Here is a 15,922-nt window from a genome sequence, read left to right as displayed (position 1 = left end):
GGAGTCAGCATGACAAAACACGATAAAGTACCAGGACGTCAAAGAGGTACTGATGGATTAGACAGAAGTCAACAGGCGCGACGTGCGCAGACGTTTTTGCCGCCACCTTCACCCGCTCCTGCTTCAGAAAATCGCGTGTTAACTGGGAGAAACGTTGGATATTTTGCGGTTTTCGTGGCTTTGCTGGCATTTGGTGCGAGCCTGCACGCACGTTCTGCGGCTTTACCAGATACCTGCCCGGCCCCCGACTCATCCGCGAATGACATCGAGACACAGGGAGGCATGGTCTCACTTGATACGCTTCTTGCGGTTTTTAACCAAACCGCAACCTCTGTGACGGAAAGTGTGCAACACCAATCATTCGCTGCCGTGAAGCAGGAAACCGTTTTTGCCGATATGGAGCCTTTAGCCGCACGTGAGAGTAAAAGTCACAGCCGTTCACACAGAAAACACAAACCCCGTCTGCCAACACCCAAAGAAGCGCGTGTGCTGCTTGAGCGGCAAAAACAAGTTGATGAAGAGCTTCGAGCCCGTGCAGCGATGGACGGCAGAACGCGAGCACCGGCAGCGGTTTCTGAGCTGGGATCACACATACGGTTTTTTGCAAGAGAATCTGAACTGGTACCGGTAAACCCAAAAAACCCGAAGCATCAGGCACTGGTTGATGCCATCAATCGCGCATCAGGTTGTGATATTTATGCGGTTACTCCCGTCAACAAGGAATTGATGGCAGCTTATCGCACGAGAGAAACTTCCGACTGTCACTGGGAAACGGTCGACACTATCAGTTGTTTCAGTGCTTCAGGCGTAACAGCGCGGCTGGATGAATTGAAAGAAGATGCATCAAATTACTGGAAAGGGTTTTTCATCAGCGGTTTTAACTTGGCTTTAAATGGTTTTAACAATTGCCCTGCTAAAAAAGACCTTCCTGACACGCTGCATGCTGGCACGGATGGGCTCTATTTACCAGATGGCCGCTTTAACCATGAAAACTTTGACAGCCTTCTTGCCTTTGCGCGTCATGTTCAGGGAGGGCGCGATGACATTCTTCTGGAAAGTACACTGACTAAATTTGCAGATGTACAGGAAGCATATCGCGCGGGCGATAAACGCTCAAAAAGCTGTATTCCCTTCTGGGACAGCCTGAAGCGCTGGGCCCAGACTCAGGCGGCTCAAAAAGCGCGTGAGGAAGTACTTGGTTCTTCCTATCCCACATCCGAGCCCCTCACAGCCACTTACACCACCGTTGATAAGGACGGGAAGGCGGTAAAAGTCACAGAGCCCTGCATCCAGAGTGCGCTTTATATGCTCTTCCTTGCCGATACGCCAGCGTACTTTGAGGTGGCCAAACGCGAGCGCTCAGAGGCGGCTTCAAGCGTTGATATAGAGACACAGACACCATCACCGCGTTAAGAAGCCTCTTTATCTTCAATCCTGCATATCAACTGACCGTGTTCAAGACGTACGCGAACACGGTCACCAACTGCTGCATTGTTCGCATCAGTGACTACGTGCCCGTCTATCAGTGCAATGGCATAGCCGCGGTGGAGTGTCGCGAGCGGGCTAAGTGCATCCAGATTTACAAGCAGCGTTCGCAGGGTTTCACGCTTATCACGCAGAGCCGAGTTGATAGCGTGCTCAAGGCGCTGCGTCAGGGCATTAAAGCGCGCGCGGGATGTGACGAGGCGGGCACCAGGGTGCAGCGGCATTAAGCGCAGATGCAGCGCCTTAACCCGTTGTTGACGCTCTGTAAGCGTACGATGCGCAGCATGCCTTAAGGCTAAAACCTGTAAATCAAGGCGTTGTGCGGAGCGATTCAGGAGGCTTGATGGTGATGAGAGGCGTATTTTTGCATGCTGAAGCCTGCGCCACTCCCGCTCCATGCGTGCGCGTAAAACCTGCGTTAGCCGCTTAATGCTCTGATTAAAAAATGTGAGGAGAGCCTCGTGAGTAACAGGGGTTGCGGTTTCTGCAGCGGCTGTTGGCGTTGCCGCACGCGCATCTGCCACAAAATCAGCAATGGTAAAATCGGTTTCATGTCCAACGCCTGAAATGACGGGGATGGTGCTTTGGGCAATGGCATGTGCAAGCGCTTCATCGTTAAAGGCAAAAAGGTCTTCCATGCTGCCGCCGCCACGTGCAAGCAGCACGACATCAGCGAGGGCATCCCGATTGGCATGCTTTAATGCCCTGATAATCTGTGCCGGCGCAGTAACGCCCTGAACTTCTGTGGGATACACGCGAACAGCGGCTATCGGATAGCGGCGGGAGAGTGTGCTCAGCATGTCCTGAAGTGCCGCACTGCCGGCAGAGGTCACAATGGCGATATGCATGGGAAAGCGGGGCAAGGGACGTTTACGGGCAGCCTCAAAAAGCCCAAGGGCGGCAAGCTTCTCCTTAAGCGCACAGAACTGGCGGTATAAAAGGCCTTCACCGGCTTCTTCCACGTGGGTAACAATGAGCTGGCAGTCTCCCCGGGCTTCGTACAGACTGACCCGGCCACTTGCAATGATTTCCTGCCCGTCAGCAAGCGCTCTTGCGTGCAGAGGCGAATGGTAATTTCTAAAATACACGCAGCGTATCTGTGCGCCTGCATCTTTCAGCGTGAAGTACAGGTGTCCTGAACCGGGTTTGCCAAGATTGGAAATTTCACCGCTGACGCGTACTTCTCCAAGCCCTTTTTCCAGCAGGGCGCGGGTGTTGCGGTTTAGCTGGGTGACGGTCAACGGGATATCGTTCATGAATACCTCTCATCGGTGATTGAGAGAGGATATCAAAGCCCTGCCCATGTCGCGAGTAAATTAATCAAGGCAGCAATGATGCCACTTGCCGGTATGACAAGCAGCCACGAGAAGAAAATGCGCCTGAGCACGTGCCACTGCTCAGCAGACAGTCCTCGACTGATTCCGGTACCGGCAATGGCACCGGTTACCGTGTGTGTGGTTGAAACGGGCACGCCACATTGTGTGGCCAGAAAAATCATGGTGGCAGCTCCCGCTTCTGCGGCACAACCACGCAGTCTGTTCAGTTCAGTGATGCGCTGCCCCATCGTGTGTACAATGCGCCAGCCTCCTGCGAGCGTACCGAGGCTAATCAGGGTCTGGCAGGAAAGAACCACCCAGAGTGGCACATAAAACGTGTCGCCGATGAGCCCATTCGTATAGAGCAGCACCGCGATAATCCCCATGGTTTTCTGTGCATCGTTACTGCCATGCGACAGGCTTAAAAGCGCGGAGGAAGCGAGCTGCATCCCTGCGTAAAAACGCGATTGTCTGGTCGCCTGTTCGTCAGGAGAAAAATGCAGCATGCAGCGCGTTAATATCAGTCCAATCATCAGACCCGCAAGCGGTACGAGCAGGATGCCTGCGAACACCCTGGCAAGGCCTTCAATGTTCAATGCATCCATGCCTCCCGAGAAAATTGCCGCACCCGCGAGCCCGCCGATAATGGCATGCGAGGAGCTGGAGGGAAGTCCTTTGTACCAGGTGACAAGATTGACCGTAAGAGCGCCAATGAGAGCGGCAAAAATCAGGGGGTTTGTTACAATACCCGGTGAGACGAGTCCGCTGCCTATGGTTTGTGCAACGGACAGGTTAAAAACGGCAAAGGCGATGAAGTTGAAAAAAGCGGCCCAGAGGACGGCCTTTCGCGGTGTAAGAACACCGGTGGTTACAATCGTGGCAATGGAGTTGGCAGCATCATGAAAGCCGTTGACGAAGTCAAATGCCAGAGCAAGCGCAATTATCAAAACGATAAAAAACAAAGCCGCATCCATGGAGACTGTCTCGAAAGTATTCACTGTTTAGAACAGAATAGCGCGGCAGGTCATGAACGACAACCATTCGCTGGCATTTTACGAATTCCCGAGTATATTATTAACTGATAAGACCTCAAGGATGAGTCTCAACCATGAAACTTGCACACAGGATGACGTTTGGCCTTCTGGCCATGTTGATTGTTGCTTTTTCCGGAACCCTTTTCATTTCGCTGCATAACGCAGAAAATTATTTTGAAGGGCAGTTGAAGCGCAACGCAGATGAGACGGCAGCCATTCTTGGCGCGTCCCTGTCGTCTGCTCCGAATGAAAACAAATCCCTTACCCTTACCCTTTCTCGCGACCTGCAAAATGTGGTCAATAAAGGCGAGGCATCGCGCATTATCGTAAAAAATGCGCAGGGAACCGTCCTTGCTGACGTCAAAGCGCCTGCAAAGGCCAACCCTATCCCGTCAATTTTTGCGTGGATTATGCATCTGCCAACGCCAGTGGGACATGCCTCACTGGGTGAGGGCCAAAATGCCGGGACCGTGGAAGTCTATGCTGAGACACACAGTACCCTCTGGTCACTCTGGACACATGCCCTGCAGCTTATTGCATGGAACCTTGTTTCTGTGCTGCTTGGACTTGGTCTCGTCATCCTGTTTGTCAGAAGTCTTTTAAAACCCTTACGGCGGGTAACGGCACAGGCACATGCGCTTTTGAACGATGAATACACCATTCAGGGAACACTGCCTAAAACGCGCGAATTTCGTGAACTGACGCTTGCCATGAATCAGATGGTCAGAAGGCTTCGGAATGTGTTTCAGGAGCAGTCAAGACGCGTGGAACTTCTGCGCCAGCAGGCGTTTCAGGATATGCTCACAGGTCTTGGCAACCGTCGTTTTTTTCTGCATCAGTTGACGACCGCCCTTGCCGATGACGATGAGTTTACGCCAGGATTTCTGGTGTTTGTAGCGATTGACGGCCTTTCTGAATTAAACGAGAAAGATGGCTATGTACAGGGTGATAAAGCCCTGCTTGAGGTGCCGCCGGCGCTTGCCGAGTTCGCCGAAACAATTCCTGTCATGTGCATGGCGCGCGTTGGTGGAAGCCAGTTTGGTCTTCTTGTACAGGAGCAGGATGCGGCACGATTGACACAGGCCTGCGTGCAGCTGCAGCAGAGCATCGCCGGGCGTCTTGCCCCGATTGGGCAGTGCGAGCCGTATATCGGTGCCGCAGCGTGGCGCTTTTTACAACCGGTTGAATCCCTTCTTCGGGAATCTGATGTGGCTCTGACAAAAGCACGCGAACAGGTGCAGGGCGTTCATGTCGCTGCAGGTAATGCAGAAGCGCCAGGGGAAGATGCGCTTAATGCATCACTTTCAACCGGTAAAATGGTGCTTTACTGGCAAAAAATTACCGATGGACAGCGTGTGTTAAACCGTCGGGTCTTTGCGCGTCTGATTGGGCGGCATGGCGAAGAAATCAACGCCGCGTCACTTCTGCCTCTGGCAGAGCAGGCTGAAATTGCGTGGAAAATTGATTTTCTGGTGCTGGACAGCCTGAGTGGCGCTGATCCGGCACTCCTTGAACCGCTCTCGCTTGGTATTTCAGCAAACACGGTCGTCAACGTGCTCTACCGTCAGCAGTATCTTGATAAAATTGCGGAACTGCCAGCTCCAATGCGACGATTAATTCGAATTGAATTTCCTGAAAGCCTCGTCTTGAAGTGCTTTGAAGTGGTGCGTGGCATGATGCTGGAGTTACGAAAGCAGGGCATTGGTATTGGAATTGAGAGTGCCGGTATTCACTTTGGCTCCATGGAATATCTGGAGGACCTGCCGATACTGTACGTTAAACTGCACGGCAGTCTTGCACGCGATCTCGTTGAGAATGAGAGCAAGCAGATTTTTATCCATCACTTTGTGGCCATGGCGAAAACCCTGGAAATCCAGGTCATTGCGACTCAAGTGGAGGAAGCTGAACAGTGGACCGTGCTGAAGTCCGCAGGCATCGTCTGGGGACAGGGACGACACCTTGCGGGACTTGAAGCGATAGCCATGCAAACGGCATCAGAGGCACAGATGGTCGATTAGGGCGTTTCCTCATTTTCGCTTAAGGACTAAGAAGCTCTGTTAGACAGTTGCAAAATGCCAGTTCATCCGCTTTGAAAGAGCTTCGAGCATGATTTCACCGCGTATGCTGTTGCCTTTGGCATTTACCCGGGGGCTCGAAACCACAATTCCGGCTTTTCCGGGAACTACGGCAAGTGTATAGCCTGAAACCCCGCTTTTTGCAGGCATTCCGGTACGTACCATGTGCGTGCCCGTTTCATCATACAGACCACAGGTTGCCATGATGGCAATGGCAATTCGGCAGGTTTCTACCGAAATAACCGGCTCCCCCGTATGCGGGCAGCGTCCCTGGTTGGCGAGCAGGGCGGGTAGATAGAGCATTTCTTCAAGGGTTGCCTCATAGGAGCAGAGCGCAAAGTATAAATCGAGCGTTTCATTAACGGATGTCCCGAGGCGTTCACGGCTTTCGAGCAGGTAGGCAAGCGAACGGTTGCGATTCCCTGTACGTTTTTCTGAAGCAAAAACGCTCGGATTAATTCGAAGCCTGCGACCAAACAGTTTTTGTACCCAGGTTTCAAGCCATGCAAACTGAGCTTCACCAGTTCCTGGAATGTGTGAACACAGGGTTATGGCGCCTGCATTGAGCATTGGATTGGAAGGCTTTGGGCCAAACTGCTCAAGACGTGTAATAGACGCAAAATCATCACCCGAAGGTTCCACCTTGACCCATTCAAAAAACTGAGCAGGCCCACAGGTTTCCAGAAGACCAATCAGGGGAATCATTTTCGCGGTACTCTGCAGCGTGACTGGCTCCAGAGGAGTACGGTTGCTGTAACAGAGGATATCGCCACCTAAAGGCGCGACACCAATTGCCGTAAGTTCCGGGTCGACCCGAGCCAGTTCCGGAATGTAATTGGCGGTGTTGCCTTCCTTACAGGATTCAGCAAGTTCCACCAGTTCTTCTAAAAGCGACAGTGAGAGTTCGGGATGTGTCATAGGGTCTCAATCAGAAAATGGGGTGACATTATGCTAAATTTAGCACATGAAAACAAATTTTTTGTGCACATGACCTTGATTGATGGCCTGCATGACGGTCAACCTGTCACAGATTAGGGCAATGGCATTTAACAAACTAAGTTTATATTGTGCATAAAAGAACTCATAATTAATCACAATGTTTTGCTGGGGTTCTTTATGTTACATTCAAAGTCTGAATCTTCGGGTTCTGTGGAAGTCCATTCGGTTTGTGTCAAAGCCAGTGCACAAAGGGTTTATCCGTGTACGTGGTATTATCAAAATATCGATAAAAATTGATGCAGAAACGTCTGTAAAGGCCGGTTAGAAAGTTCTGATTCAGCAACCAAACCGTGACAGGCCACTGGAAAATCCGCGTTTCAAAATCACCCGTTACGTGGACAAGCGGGCAGAGCTCCTGCTCCGTCATTCCGCAGTAACTTCACGAATAAAACCGCCAATATGTTTTTCCAAACACATCCTGTATTATCTTGTGTCTTTCCCGGTGTACGGGACATTTTTTCCGCGCCAGGGATTCACGTGTATTTTTGTATCGTGACCAGGCTGAATCGTTCCATGCGTTGGCTCCGTACCACACCCCGAATGGGTCCCCTGATTTCACAAACGAAGTGCAACATCGTTTATACTCGGTGTTGCTATGGGAAAAAAATACAATCACCTCTCTACGGAGGAGAGATGCCGAATATCCATTTTACAAAGAGAAGGATATTCACTCCGCAAAATCGCGTCAGTTATGGGTCGCTCGACATCTACCCTATCTCGTGAAATAAGACGTAATACGACGAAGAGCAAAGGCTATGACGTAAGTTATGCGGATGTTCAGGCACGTGCACGCAGGTGGCGTGGAAGCAGGTTGGAGCGCCAGCCTGCATTGTGCCAATCTGTGTTAGACCTTCTTGCTATGGGATGGTCTCCACAGGCAGTCGCAAAGAGGCTGGCGCAGGAGCGAGGTTGCCCTATTATTTCGTATGAGTCAATTTATCGTTTTATTTATGGCCAGATAAAACGCACTAAAGAGTATGGCTGGCGCCATTTCCTGCCTACCAAACGCTATACCCGGCGACACAAGGCAAAGAGAAAACACTCATCCACCTCGTTTATCAAGGACAGAGTCTCCATACACAAACGTCCCAAAAGGGTACTGAAACGGAACCAGATTGGGCATTGGGAAGTTGATTTGATGCAGTTTTCCAAACAGGGTGGCGCGATTCTCGTTGCCCACGAACGCTACTCACGCGCTCTGCTTTTATCCAAAATCCAAACGAAGGAAGCGCTTCCCATTGCAAAACAGCTTGGCAGGCTCTTCTCCAGCCTGCCTGAGGGCGCGGTTAAAACCGTGACCTTCGATAATGGAACCGAATTTGCCGAGCACCACCAGCTGGCTGCATACGGTATTCAGACCTATTTCTGTGATGCGTATTCACCGTGGCAAAAGGGCGGAGTTGAAAATGCCATCGGAAGGCTCAGAAGATTCCTGCCCCGAAAAACGGACTTCCAATCCTTAAGTGAAGAAGAACTCATGCAACATGAAGCACGTTTCAATTTGACACCAAGAAAGTGTCTGGGATATAAAACTCCCGCTGAAGTCTTTTCTAACAAAGTGTTGCACTTCAAATGTGAACGCAGCTCCCCGCCTGCGCGGGGAAGACAGTGTGGGAGAGATTTTGGCCTCCGTACACAACCCGAATCCTGTCATTCCCGCGCAGGCAGGGAACCCATCCATGTGTCGGCACGGGGCTAACTCCAGCATGAGCTCCGGAAAGACAACGATTTTTCGTCCCGTACACAGATGCGTTGATTTTTAAGGAAAGATGCTGTGTACGGGACATTTTTTCCGCGCCGGGGGATTCACGTGTATTTTTGTACCGTGACCAGGCTGAATCGTTCCATGCGTTGGCTCCGTACCACACCCCGAATGGGTCCCCGCCTGCGCGGGGAAGACAGTGTGGGAGAGATTTTGGCCTCCGTACACAACCCGAATCCTGTCATTCCCGCGCAGGCAGGGAACCCATCCATGTGTCGGCACGGGGCTAACTCCAGCATGAGCTCCGGAAAGACAACGATTTTTCGTCCCGTGGACTTCCCTCTCTTTCTAAAGGCAGGGGGGCATCGACAGTCTGAAGTGAGAATGCCCCATGAGAAGGTTATCTGTAACTTGAAGAGGCCACTGCTTCCTCAGAGCTTGAAATATCCTCATCCAGCCGGATATCCACAAAATGCGTGCCGTGTGTACTCGGTCCGCTGCTGATGCAGCCTTTCTGCACGCACGCAATCACCGGCTGTGCATGCATTTGTAACACGGCGTTACGCTCAAGACAGCCCGCCTCCATGTTCAGGCGCACAGCCACTTCCGTGCCCGCGGTTTGCGCGCTGTTGTTAGAGTCGTTATGGCCCGCAATAATGTGGGCGTGATAAAGGCCCGCAACGCCCTGAAGTTCGTGCAGTTTGCGTTCACACTGGAAGTAGTGCATGTTCATGCGCGGATGGTAGTGGTGCGCAATAAGGGGGGTGCCGTCAACCGTTACAATGCTGTCAGGATGTGGTTTATCTGCTTCCGGCTGGTCATCATACACCCAGGTTTTCATGACTTCGCCAAGGCGCATGGTGGTGACCGCATGATTGCCATCCCAGCGCACATACACAACAGTATCCTCAGGGACTTTAAAGCGCTCATCGCGATGGAAGACAATTGTGGTTGGATAATATTCAACCGCATTCATCGCATCGACCAGTTCCTGAAGCTTCGCGCGTTGTGCCTTCAGTTCATCGGATTCATCAAACACGCCTCCGTGCATTTCAAGCATTTTTGCAAGCAGCTGGCGTCCATGGAAAACGGGGCAGGAGAGTACGAGCCGGTCATGAAGAACAGGCGTACGGTCCTCGTTTTCAAAAAATTTACCATTGCAATACAAACTGTACTTAAGTTTGCCGTCCACAATCACTGGCTCAATTTCACTGATGAGTTGGTTACGCATGAAAGTGGTGCCGCTGCAGAAGGACTCCATGGCATTAATAAAGGTGCTCAAGCCCTCTGGAATGCGATACCACTTGTTGTTGCCCTGGGCGCCAATGCCAAGGTAGACCATGGAATAATGCTGCAGCGATTGCAGCATGTTTTGGAAGCTGTCTCCCCATGCACCGGCCATCAGCGGAATAATGAGGTCCTTGAATGTGTTGAAATGGCGGGTGAAAATATGTGGGTGCGTCAGACGTGTGCGCTGCATAAACTCCTGCATTGTCATGATTTCATGCGAATCAAGAGAGCTGTCGATGATTTTTTTAAATTCGATAAGCTTGCCAAGCTCATTAAAAATGGTTTGTAGATTCAGGCGTGTTTCAGGCTGGGGCCTGCGGCGGCGCATCCATTGGAAGATTCCGCAGGTAAGGGTGTCGAGGGTATTATTATGGGGATCATCATCAGCAGGGGCATGGTAAAGCGGGGGGAGAACGGTTTTTCGACCAGTACGCATGTCCTCGAGACACATCGTCAGCTCGTATTCCTCTAGCTCAATTTTGAGCAGGTCGTGCACATATGACCAGAATTGCGGATAAAAATCCGGTCCCGGAATAAACTGAGCCCCCATGTGAACGACTTCACTGCGTCCATCTCCAAGGTCCACGCGCACGCTCTTAATGTGCCCGCCAAGATAATCACTGGCTTCATAGGCGGTGGTTTTGAATTCGGGCATCTGCAGGCCCATGGCCGTTGACATGCCTCCAGTACCGGCTCCAACAATGCCGATATTGAGTACGGTTTGTGAGACTTCCTTTGATGAACTGGCCATGCTTTGCTCCTTGCAACCTGTAGAAACGACATCCTAAATGAAAACACCAGCGGGTGAAAGAGGGGGCTATTGTTTGCCGGCTAACGTCTCAAGCAGCAGGCCCGGGTCTTCAGCCCGCATCAGGCTCTCGCCAATGAGAAACGCCTGCACCTGATGCGATTGCAGTAATTCAACATCCTCTCGGGTATGAATGCCGCTTTCAGCCACCAAAATTTTCCCATCAGGCAGGCGTTTGGCGCATTCGATTGACCGTGTCAGCGATATATCAAAATCATGCAGGCTGCGGTTGTTGACTCCCATCAGGGGAGTTGGCAGCCGCAGTGCGCGTTCAAATTCTTCGGCGGTGTGACTTTCAACAAGAACATGCAGCTTTAACGCCTGTGCCATTTCGCAAAAGTCGCGAAGCTCAGTATCATCGAGGAGTGATGCTATCAGCAAAATGCAGTCTGCACCTAAAGCGTAACTTTCAGCAATTTGCCATGCATCAATGATAAAGTCTTTTCGAAGCACCGGCAGCGGGCAGGCCTCTTTTGCTATCTGAAGATAGTCAGGTGCACCTTGAAAAAAATGGCTGTCAGTCAACACAGAAAGGCAGGCGGCATGATGCTCTGCATAGATTTTTGCAATTCTTGAAACATCAAAGTCAGCACAAAGAAGCCCTTTCACGGGGGAAGCCCGCTTGATTTCTGCAATGATGGCCGCAGGGCGAGCCGCGAGCAGCGCGCCGGCAAAATCACGCACTGTACTCCTCGGTTTTTGCAACAGTTGGGCTTCACTCAGTTGCTTTTTGAGAGCTTCAACTTCGAGACGTTTGTGTGCGGCAATGCGGTCAAGAATACTCATTAAGAAGGACTTCCAGTGTGTGAGAGTGTGGACGCCATGTTAAAGCATGCGAGCGCCGCACCGGAATCTATAGCGGTTTTGGCCTTTTCGATGGCGTCTTTCAGGTCAAGGTTTGGGGTCGCACAATAGATGGCGGCTGCGGCATTAAGAATGACTGCCGCACGCGCGGGGCCGGGGCAGCCCTCGAGTACGGCGTTTGCAAGCGCGAGACTCTCGGCGGGACTGTTTACGATAATGGGTTCAAGAGAGGGGTGTCGACAGTCGAACGCTTCAGGATAGAGCGTCCAGTGGCTAAAACGCTTGTTGGCATATTCCACCACACGCGTAGGCGCACAGGGGCTGATTTCATCAAGACCATCCTCAGAGCAGACGACCAGCACACGTTCACGGCCAAGTTCGGCCAGCACTCTGGCAATGGATTCCTGAAGCAATGGGCTGCAGACCCCCACCACCTGCAGGCGTGCGCGCGCAGGATTAATAAGCGGCCCCAGAAGGTTGAAAAACGTTCTGAACCCAAGCGCCTTACGAACGGGGCGAACCCGTAGCAGGGTTTCATGATAATGCGGCGCAAAGAGCAGGGCGATGTTACAGGCTCTCATACTGGCCTTAAGTGTGCCTTCATCCGGCTGCAGGTTAAAGCCCGCAAGCGTCAGCAAGTCAGCACTCCCGCTTTTACCGGATACCGCCCGGTTGCCGTGCTTGGCGACAGAAACGCCAGCCGCGGCCGCAACAAAGCTGCTCACGGTTGAAATGTTAAAGGTGTTTTTACCATCACCACCCGTGCCGACAATATCTACAAGCCGCTCGCCAAGGCTGACATGATGAGCCAGTTCTTCAAGTACTCTCGCCGCTGATACGAGTTCGGACACGCTCTCACCCTTCATGCGCAAAAGTGCCAGAAAAGCCGCCACTTCCGCATCAGAGAGCGTGCCCTGCATGCAGGCAAAGAGCATGGCGCGCATGTCTTCATCGCTTAAGTCTTTCCCTGCCATCAGGGATTCAAAAACGGGTAGGGTGTTCATCATTCAGAGTGAAAACTCCTCACCAAGATAGACCGCACGCACATCAGGATTTTCGAGAATGGCGGCGGGCGTGCCTTCACAAAGCAGTCTGCCTTCGCTGACGATATAGCCGCGCTCGCAGATGTCGAGCGTTTCACGTACGTTGTGGTCAGTAATAAGTATGCCAATCCCTTTTTTACAAAGGTGAGAAATAATGCGTTTAATGTCTGTAACAGAAATAGGGTCAACGCCTGCAAAGGGTTCGTCAAGCAGAATAAACGCAGGCTCCATGGCGAGCGCGCGGGCAATTTCCACGCGCCGCCGCTCACCCCCTGAGAGGCTCATTCCAAGGCTTTTACGAATGTGCCCGATATGAAATTCTTCAAGCAGCATTTCCTGGCGTTCTTCGCGTCCGGCGCGGTCTAAATCGGCGCGAAGCTCAAGAATCGCCATCAAGTTGTCTTCAACGCTCAGTTTTCGAAAAACCGATGCTTCCTGTGGCAGGTAGCCAATGCCCTTGCGTGCGCGAAGATGCATCGGCAGATGCGTAATGTTTTCCTCATCCAGAAATATCTGACCCTCATCCGGGGCAATAAGGCCTACAATCATGTAAAAACAGGTGGTTTTCCCGGCGCCATTGGGTCCGAGGAGGCCTACGCATTCTCCGCGCTGAACGTTGACGCTGACTCCCTTGACTACTTTTCGAGTTTTAAAGGATTTCTCAAGCTGTGTGGCAACCAGTCCCTTCATGCCTTTTTCTCCGGGTGAATCAAAATGGTGGTGCGTCCCTTGCCCTCTGAGCGTGATGTCACGTGCTGTTTTTCAGTGTCATAGGTGATAACAGGCGCGCTGAAGGTATTCTCACCCTGGGTAATGCGCGCATTACCGATAAGTTCAATGCGGTGTTCAAGCGGAAGGTAGCGGATGGTGTCGGCCCACGCATGAAGGAGTGGTTTGTCTTTGGCGGTTTCTGTCCAGAAATGCGCCTGCTCGCCATCGTCTCCCATGGCGACTGCCATAATCAGTTCGTTTTTAAGGTTACCCTCAGTGACAGCTTTGGCCGCGCGCAGGTGAGTGCTGCCCTGATCAAACTCCACTTTCCCGTTGTATTCCCCACGGTGGTTCTGCTGACTGAGATCAGCGGAATCAGCGGCAAGCTGAGCCGGCATCTGGCGGTCTTCAGGCAGCGCGAGTGCGAATGGTGCTGACAGACACAAGGCTGCCAGCAGGGTAAGACGTAACCGGTTATGCATGATTTTCAGGGGGTGCATAGAATCCTCTTGCCGTGTGCAGCAGCTCCACGCGCCGCTCTTCAAGGTGCGCCTTCATGCCCACCGAGTGCACCTCATTGCCTGACTGTCTAAATTTTACCGCTTTATCGGTAATGGCCAGCGAACTTTTGGGAAACCAGGTGATGCTCTGGGTTTCAAGCGTGCTTTCAGCGGCCTTGACCGTGGCCATCTGGCGCATGAGTACGTCATCGATGAACGTTACCTCAAGTCCTTCACGGTAGGATATTCCCCGTTTTGCGGTGATTTCAACCGGAGCACCGTCTTCCTGAAGGGCATAGACGCGTGGATTTTCAAAGCGGTGCGTGCCGTTTTCGGGGGTGTGCTCAAGCCTTGGCGTGTAGAGTGTACGCTCTAGTCTGCCCGTTTCTCCGTACTGAAACACATTCAGTCCCGTGACAATCGTGTCAACGGTTTTGGCAAGCCCTTCTTCATCGAGGCGGGCGGGAGGTTTCTGGCTGGCAAGGTACCAGCCACTAAAGGCAAGAGCCAGTAACAAAAGAAAGGCCCATGCGGCCTGGCGGGTATTGTTCATGATGAGAGGTACCTTTCAAGCGCTTCCAGCGTTTTGCTCTGGGCCTCAAGGATAAGATCGCACACTTCACGAACAGCACCGCGACCACCGGGACTGGATGTCTGCCAGTCGGCAAATTCACGAACTCGCGGTTGAGCATTTGCAACCGCCACACCAAGCCCCACGCGCTGAATGAGGGGGAGGTCAGGGAGGTCATCACCAACATAGGCAAACGCTTCGTCAGGAAGGTCCAGGGTCTTTTGCAGGCTGTCAAAAGCAGCGCGCTTGTCCACCTGGCCGGTAAAATAATGGCGCACGCCAAGCTGGCGCATGCGGTGGTCGATAACGGCATTACGTGAGGTGGTGATAATGGCAACTTCAATGCCTGCAGCCATCAGGAGCTTTAAGCCCATTCCATCGTGTACATGAAAACTTTTAAGTTCATTGTTTTGATTGTCAATATAGAGCAGCCCATCGGTCAATACGCCATCCACGTCTGAAACCAAGCAGCAGATTTTTTGAGCTTTTTCCAGAAGGGCGTGAGACATGGCTTTCTCCTAAATGACGTTGGCACGGAGTAAATCGTGCAGATGAACAACGGCGATGGGATGGTGGTTCGCGTCAATAACAACGAGCGATGAGATATTATGTTCCTGCATGCGCGCGAGCGCTTCAGCGGCAAGCATTCCCGCATATGCAGTCTGGCAGTCACGGGTCATGACTTCCCGAAGGGGGGTCGTGTGAATGTCGCACTGGCGTGTCAGGGTGCGGCGGATATCGCCATCGGTGTAAACACCACACAGCCTGCCGGTGGCATCAGTGACACAGGTCATGCCGAGCTTTTTAGCACTGACTTCTACAAGAGCGTCAGCAACCAGAACCTGTTCGCCAAGCACAGGCAGTGCATCTGCGGTGTGCCAGATGTCATCAATACGCAGTAAAAGTCGTCGTCCAAGCGCACCACCTGGATGAGAGCGCGCAAAATCGTCTGCACTGAACCCACGCGCCTGCAGCAGCGCAATGGCAAGTGCATCGCCCATGACGAGGGCAACAGTTGTACTGGTAGTGGGTGCAAGACCAAGCGGGCAGGCTTCGCGTTCAATGCTGACATCGAGGTTGACTGTAGCCGCACATGCAAGGGCGGATTCCTTATTGCCGGTGAGAGTGATGAGTGGCACTCCAAGGCGCTTTAAAAGTGGCACGAAGGTCAAAAGTTCAGAGGTGGTGCCGGAGTGAGAAATAGCGATAACCACGTCGTCACGTGTTATCATTCCAAAATCGCCGTGCAGCGCTTCACCTGGATGCATGTAAAAAGCGGGACTGCCGGTGCTGGCAAGCGTGGAAGCCAGTTTATTCGCGATATGGCCGGACTTGCCCATGCCGGTAACAACAATGCGCCCGGTGCAGGAAAGAAGAATTTTGCAGGCGTTTTCAAAGCTTGCGTCAATGCGCTGCCCCAGTTCGAAAACAGCGCGGGCTTCGGTTTCAATGACAGCGAGACCGAGCGTGCAAAAGTTCATGGATATCCTGGTACGATTCATGCGTACACGAATTCTACCACAGACCGAACGGTGGTAAAACCTCGTAAAATTGCAGGTTATCGGTATAATGCGCTTTTGCGAA

Annotated in this window: 13 protein-coding genes and 1 pseudogene; 3 read left to right on the top strand and 11 right to left on the bottom strand. The window is 52.2% G+C overall.

The window, feature by feature from the left end; translation table 11 throughout:
- Nucleotides 1-9: 9 nt before the first annotated feature.
- On the top strand, nt 10-1,413 hold the full coding sequence (locus E4T54_RS00825) for a hypothetical protein (protein ID WP_028386820.1): 1,404 nt from the start codon (nt 10-12) through the stop codon (nt 1,411-1,413).
- Here E4T54_RS00825 and xseA read toward each other — a convergent pair.
- Nucleotides 1,410-2,741: an exodeoxyribonuclease VII large subunit gene (gene xseA, locus E4T54_RS00820; protein WP_028386821.1), complete on the bottom strand. Its 1,332-nt coding sequence runs from the start codon at nt 2,739-2,741 to the stop codon at nt 1,410-1,412. The two genes, E4T54_RS00825 and xseA, sit on opposite strands and share 4 nt — an antisense overlap.
- Nucleotides 2,742-2,773: 32 nt before the next feature.
- Entirely contained in the window at nt 2,774-3,775 is a 1,002-nt protein-coding gene (locus tag E4T54_RS00815; protein WP_028386822.1) for an inorganic phosphate transporter, read from the bottom strand.
- 134 nt (nt 3,776-3,909) lie between these two features.
- Between E4T54_RS00815 and E4T54_RS00810 the strand changes: the two genes are divergently transcribed.
- A complete protein-coding gene (locus E4T54_RS00810) occupies nt 3,910-5,853 on the top strand; it encodes a bifunctional diguanylate cyclase/phosphodiesterase (RefSeq protein ID WP_028386823.1) in 1,944 nt (647 codons plus the stop codon).
- A 39-nt stretch (nt 5,854-5,892) separates the two neighbouring features.
- On the opposite strand, the gene glsA is transcribed toward E4T54_RS00810, so the two are convergent.
- Nucleotides 5,893-6,828 (bottom strand): glutaminase A, encoded by a 936-nt coding sequence (gene glsA / locus E4T54_RS00805; protein WP_028386824.1) that lies wholly within the window; start codon nt 6,826-6,828, stop codon nt 5,893-5,895.
- A 676-nt stretch (nt 6,829-7,504) separates the two neighbouring features.
- Between glsA and E4T54_RS00800 the strand changes: the two are divergent.
- A pseudogene (locus E4T54_RS00800) lies at nt 7,505-8,509 on the top strand (IS30 family transposase); the annotation flags it as partial.
- A gap of 502 nt (nt 8,510-9,011) precedes the next feature.
- Here E4T54_RS00800 and E4T54_RS00795 read toward each other — a convergent pair.
- The 8 genes from E4T54_RS00795 to E4T54_RS00760 form a co-directional block, all read right to left on the bottom strand.
- On the bottom strand, nt 9,012-10,652 hold the full coding sequence (locus tag E4T54_RS00795) for an NAD(P)-binding protein (RefSeq protein ID WP_028386569.1): 1,641 nt from the start codon (nt 10,650-10,652) through the stop codon (nt 9,012-9,014).
- A 66-nt stretch (nt 10,653-10,718) separates the two neighbouring features.
- The gene (gene trpC / locus E4T54_RS00790) at nt 10,719-11,495 is read right to left on the bottom strand and encodes an indole-3-glycerol phosphate synthase TrpC (RefSeq protein WP_028386568.1); all 777 of its coding nucleotides are present in this window, start codon (nt 11,493-11,495) and stop codon (nt 10,719-10,721) included.
- Nucleotides 11,495-12,517, bottom strand: a complete 1,023-nt coding sequence (gene trpD / locus E4T54_RS00785; protein WP_028386567.1) for an anthranilate phosphoribosyltransferase — start codon at nt 12,515-12,517, stop codon at nt 11,495-11,497. Before trpD ends, trpC begins: the two co-directional genes overlap by 1 nt.
- A 3-nt stretch (nt 12,518-12,520) precedes the next feature.
- Nucleotides 12,521-13,246, bottom strand: coding sequence for an LPS export ABC transporter ATP-binding protein (lptB, locus tag E4T54_RS00780; RefSeq protein ID WP_028386566.1), 726 nt, complete (start codon nt 13,244-13,246; stop codon nt 12,521-12,523).
- Nucleotides 13,243-13,749 carry a lipopolysaccharide transport periplasmic protein LptA gene (lptA, locus tag E4T54_RS00775; protein WP_244924872.1) on the bottom strand — a complete coding sequence of 169 codons (507 nt, stop codon included), beginning with the start codon at nt 13,747-13,749 and terminating at the stop codon, nt 13,243-13,245. The genes lptB and lptA overlap by 4 nt, the downstream gene beginning before the upstream one ends.
- Nucleotides 13,742-14,320: an LPS export ABC transporter periplasmic protein LptC gene (gene lptC / locus E4T54_RS00770; protein ID WP_028386564.1), complete on the bottom strand. Its 579-nt coding sequence runs from the start codon at nt 14,318-14,320 to the stop codon at nt 13,742-13,744. Before lptC ends, lptA begins: the two co-directional genes overlap by 8 nt.
- Nucleotides 14,317-14,847 carry a KdsC family phosphatase gene (locus E4T54_RS00765; protein ID WP_028386563.1) on the bottom strand — a complete coding sequence of 177 codons (531 nt, stop codon included), beginning with the start codon at nt 14,845-14,847 and terminating at the stop codon, nt 14,317-14,319. Before E4T54_RS00765 ends, lptC begins: the two co-directional genes overlap by 4 nt.
- A 9-nt stretch (nt 14,848-14,856) precedes the next feature.
- Entirely contained in the window at nt 14,857-15,819 is a 963-nt protein-coding gene (locus E4T54_RS00760) for a KpsF/GutQ family sugar-phosphate isomerase (protein ID WP_028386562.1), read from the bottom strand.
- Nucleotides 15,820-15,922 lie beyond the last annotated feature (103 nt).

The sequence above is a fragment of the Legionella geestiana genome, from assembly GCF_004571195.1.
Taxonomy (GTDB): Bacteria; Pseudomonadota; Gammaproteobacteria; order Legionellales; family Legionellaceae; genus Legionella_B; species Legionella_B geestiana.
Note: the sequence above shows the minus strand (reverse complement) of the source record. Positions and strands in the feature narration are given on the sequence as shown.

Excerpts from the sequence above, each read along its gene's own strand:
- glsA (WP_028386824.1), bottom strand. The coding sequence starts at position 6,828 with ATGACACATCCCGAACTCTCACTGTCGCTTTTAGAAGAACTGGTGGAA.
- E4T54_RS00810 (WP_028386823.1), top strand. The coding sequence starts at position 3,910 with ATGAAACTTGCACACAGGATGACGTTTGGCCTTCTGGCCATGTTGATT.
- trpC (WP_028386568.1), bottom strand. The coding sequence starts at position 11,495 with ATGAGTATTCTTGACCGCATTGCCGCACACAAACGTCTCGAAGTTGAA.
- lptC (WP_028386564.1), bottom strand. The coding sequence starts at position 14,320 with ATGAACAATACCCGCCAGGCCGCATGGGCCTTTCTTTTGTTACTGGCT.
- E4T54_RS00765 (WP_028386563.1), bottom strand. The coding sequence starts at position 14,847 with ATGTCTCACGCCCTTCTGGAAAAAGCTCAAAAAATCTGCTGCTTGGTT.
- xseA (WP_028386821.1), bottom strand. The coding sequence starts at position 2,741 with ATGAACGATATCCCGTTGACCGTCACCCAGCTAAACCGCAACACCCGC.
- lptA (WP_244924872.1), bottom strand. The coding sequence starts at position 13,749 with ATGCATAACCGGTTACGTCTTACCCTGCTGGCAGCCTTGTGTCTGTCA.
- E4T54_RS00815 (WP_028386822.1), bottom strand. The coding sequence starts at position 3,775 with ATGGATGCGGCTTTGTTTTTTATCGTTTTGATAATTGCGCTTGCTCTG.
- E4T54_RS00795 (WP_028386569.1), bottom strand. The coding sequence starts at position 10,652 with ATGGCCAGTTCATCAAAGGAAGTCTCACAAACCGTACTCAATATCGGC.
- lptB (WP_028386566.1), bottom strand. The coding sequence starts at position 13,246 with ATGAAGGGACTGGTTGCCACACAGCTTGAGAAATCCTTTAAAACTCGA.
- trpD (WP_028386567.1), bottom strand. The coding sequence starts at position 12,517 with ATGAACACCCTACCCGTTTTTGAATCCCTGATGGCAGGGAAAGACTTA.
- E4T54_RS00760 (WP_028386562.1), bottom strand. The coding sequence starts at position 15,819 with ATGAACTTTTGCACGCTCGGTCTCGCTGTCATTGAAACCGAAGCCCGC.
- E4T54_RS00825 (WP_028386820.1), top strand. The coding sequence starts at position 10 with ATGACAAAACACGATAAAGTACCAGGACGTCAAAGAGGTACTGATGGA.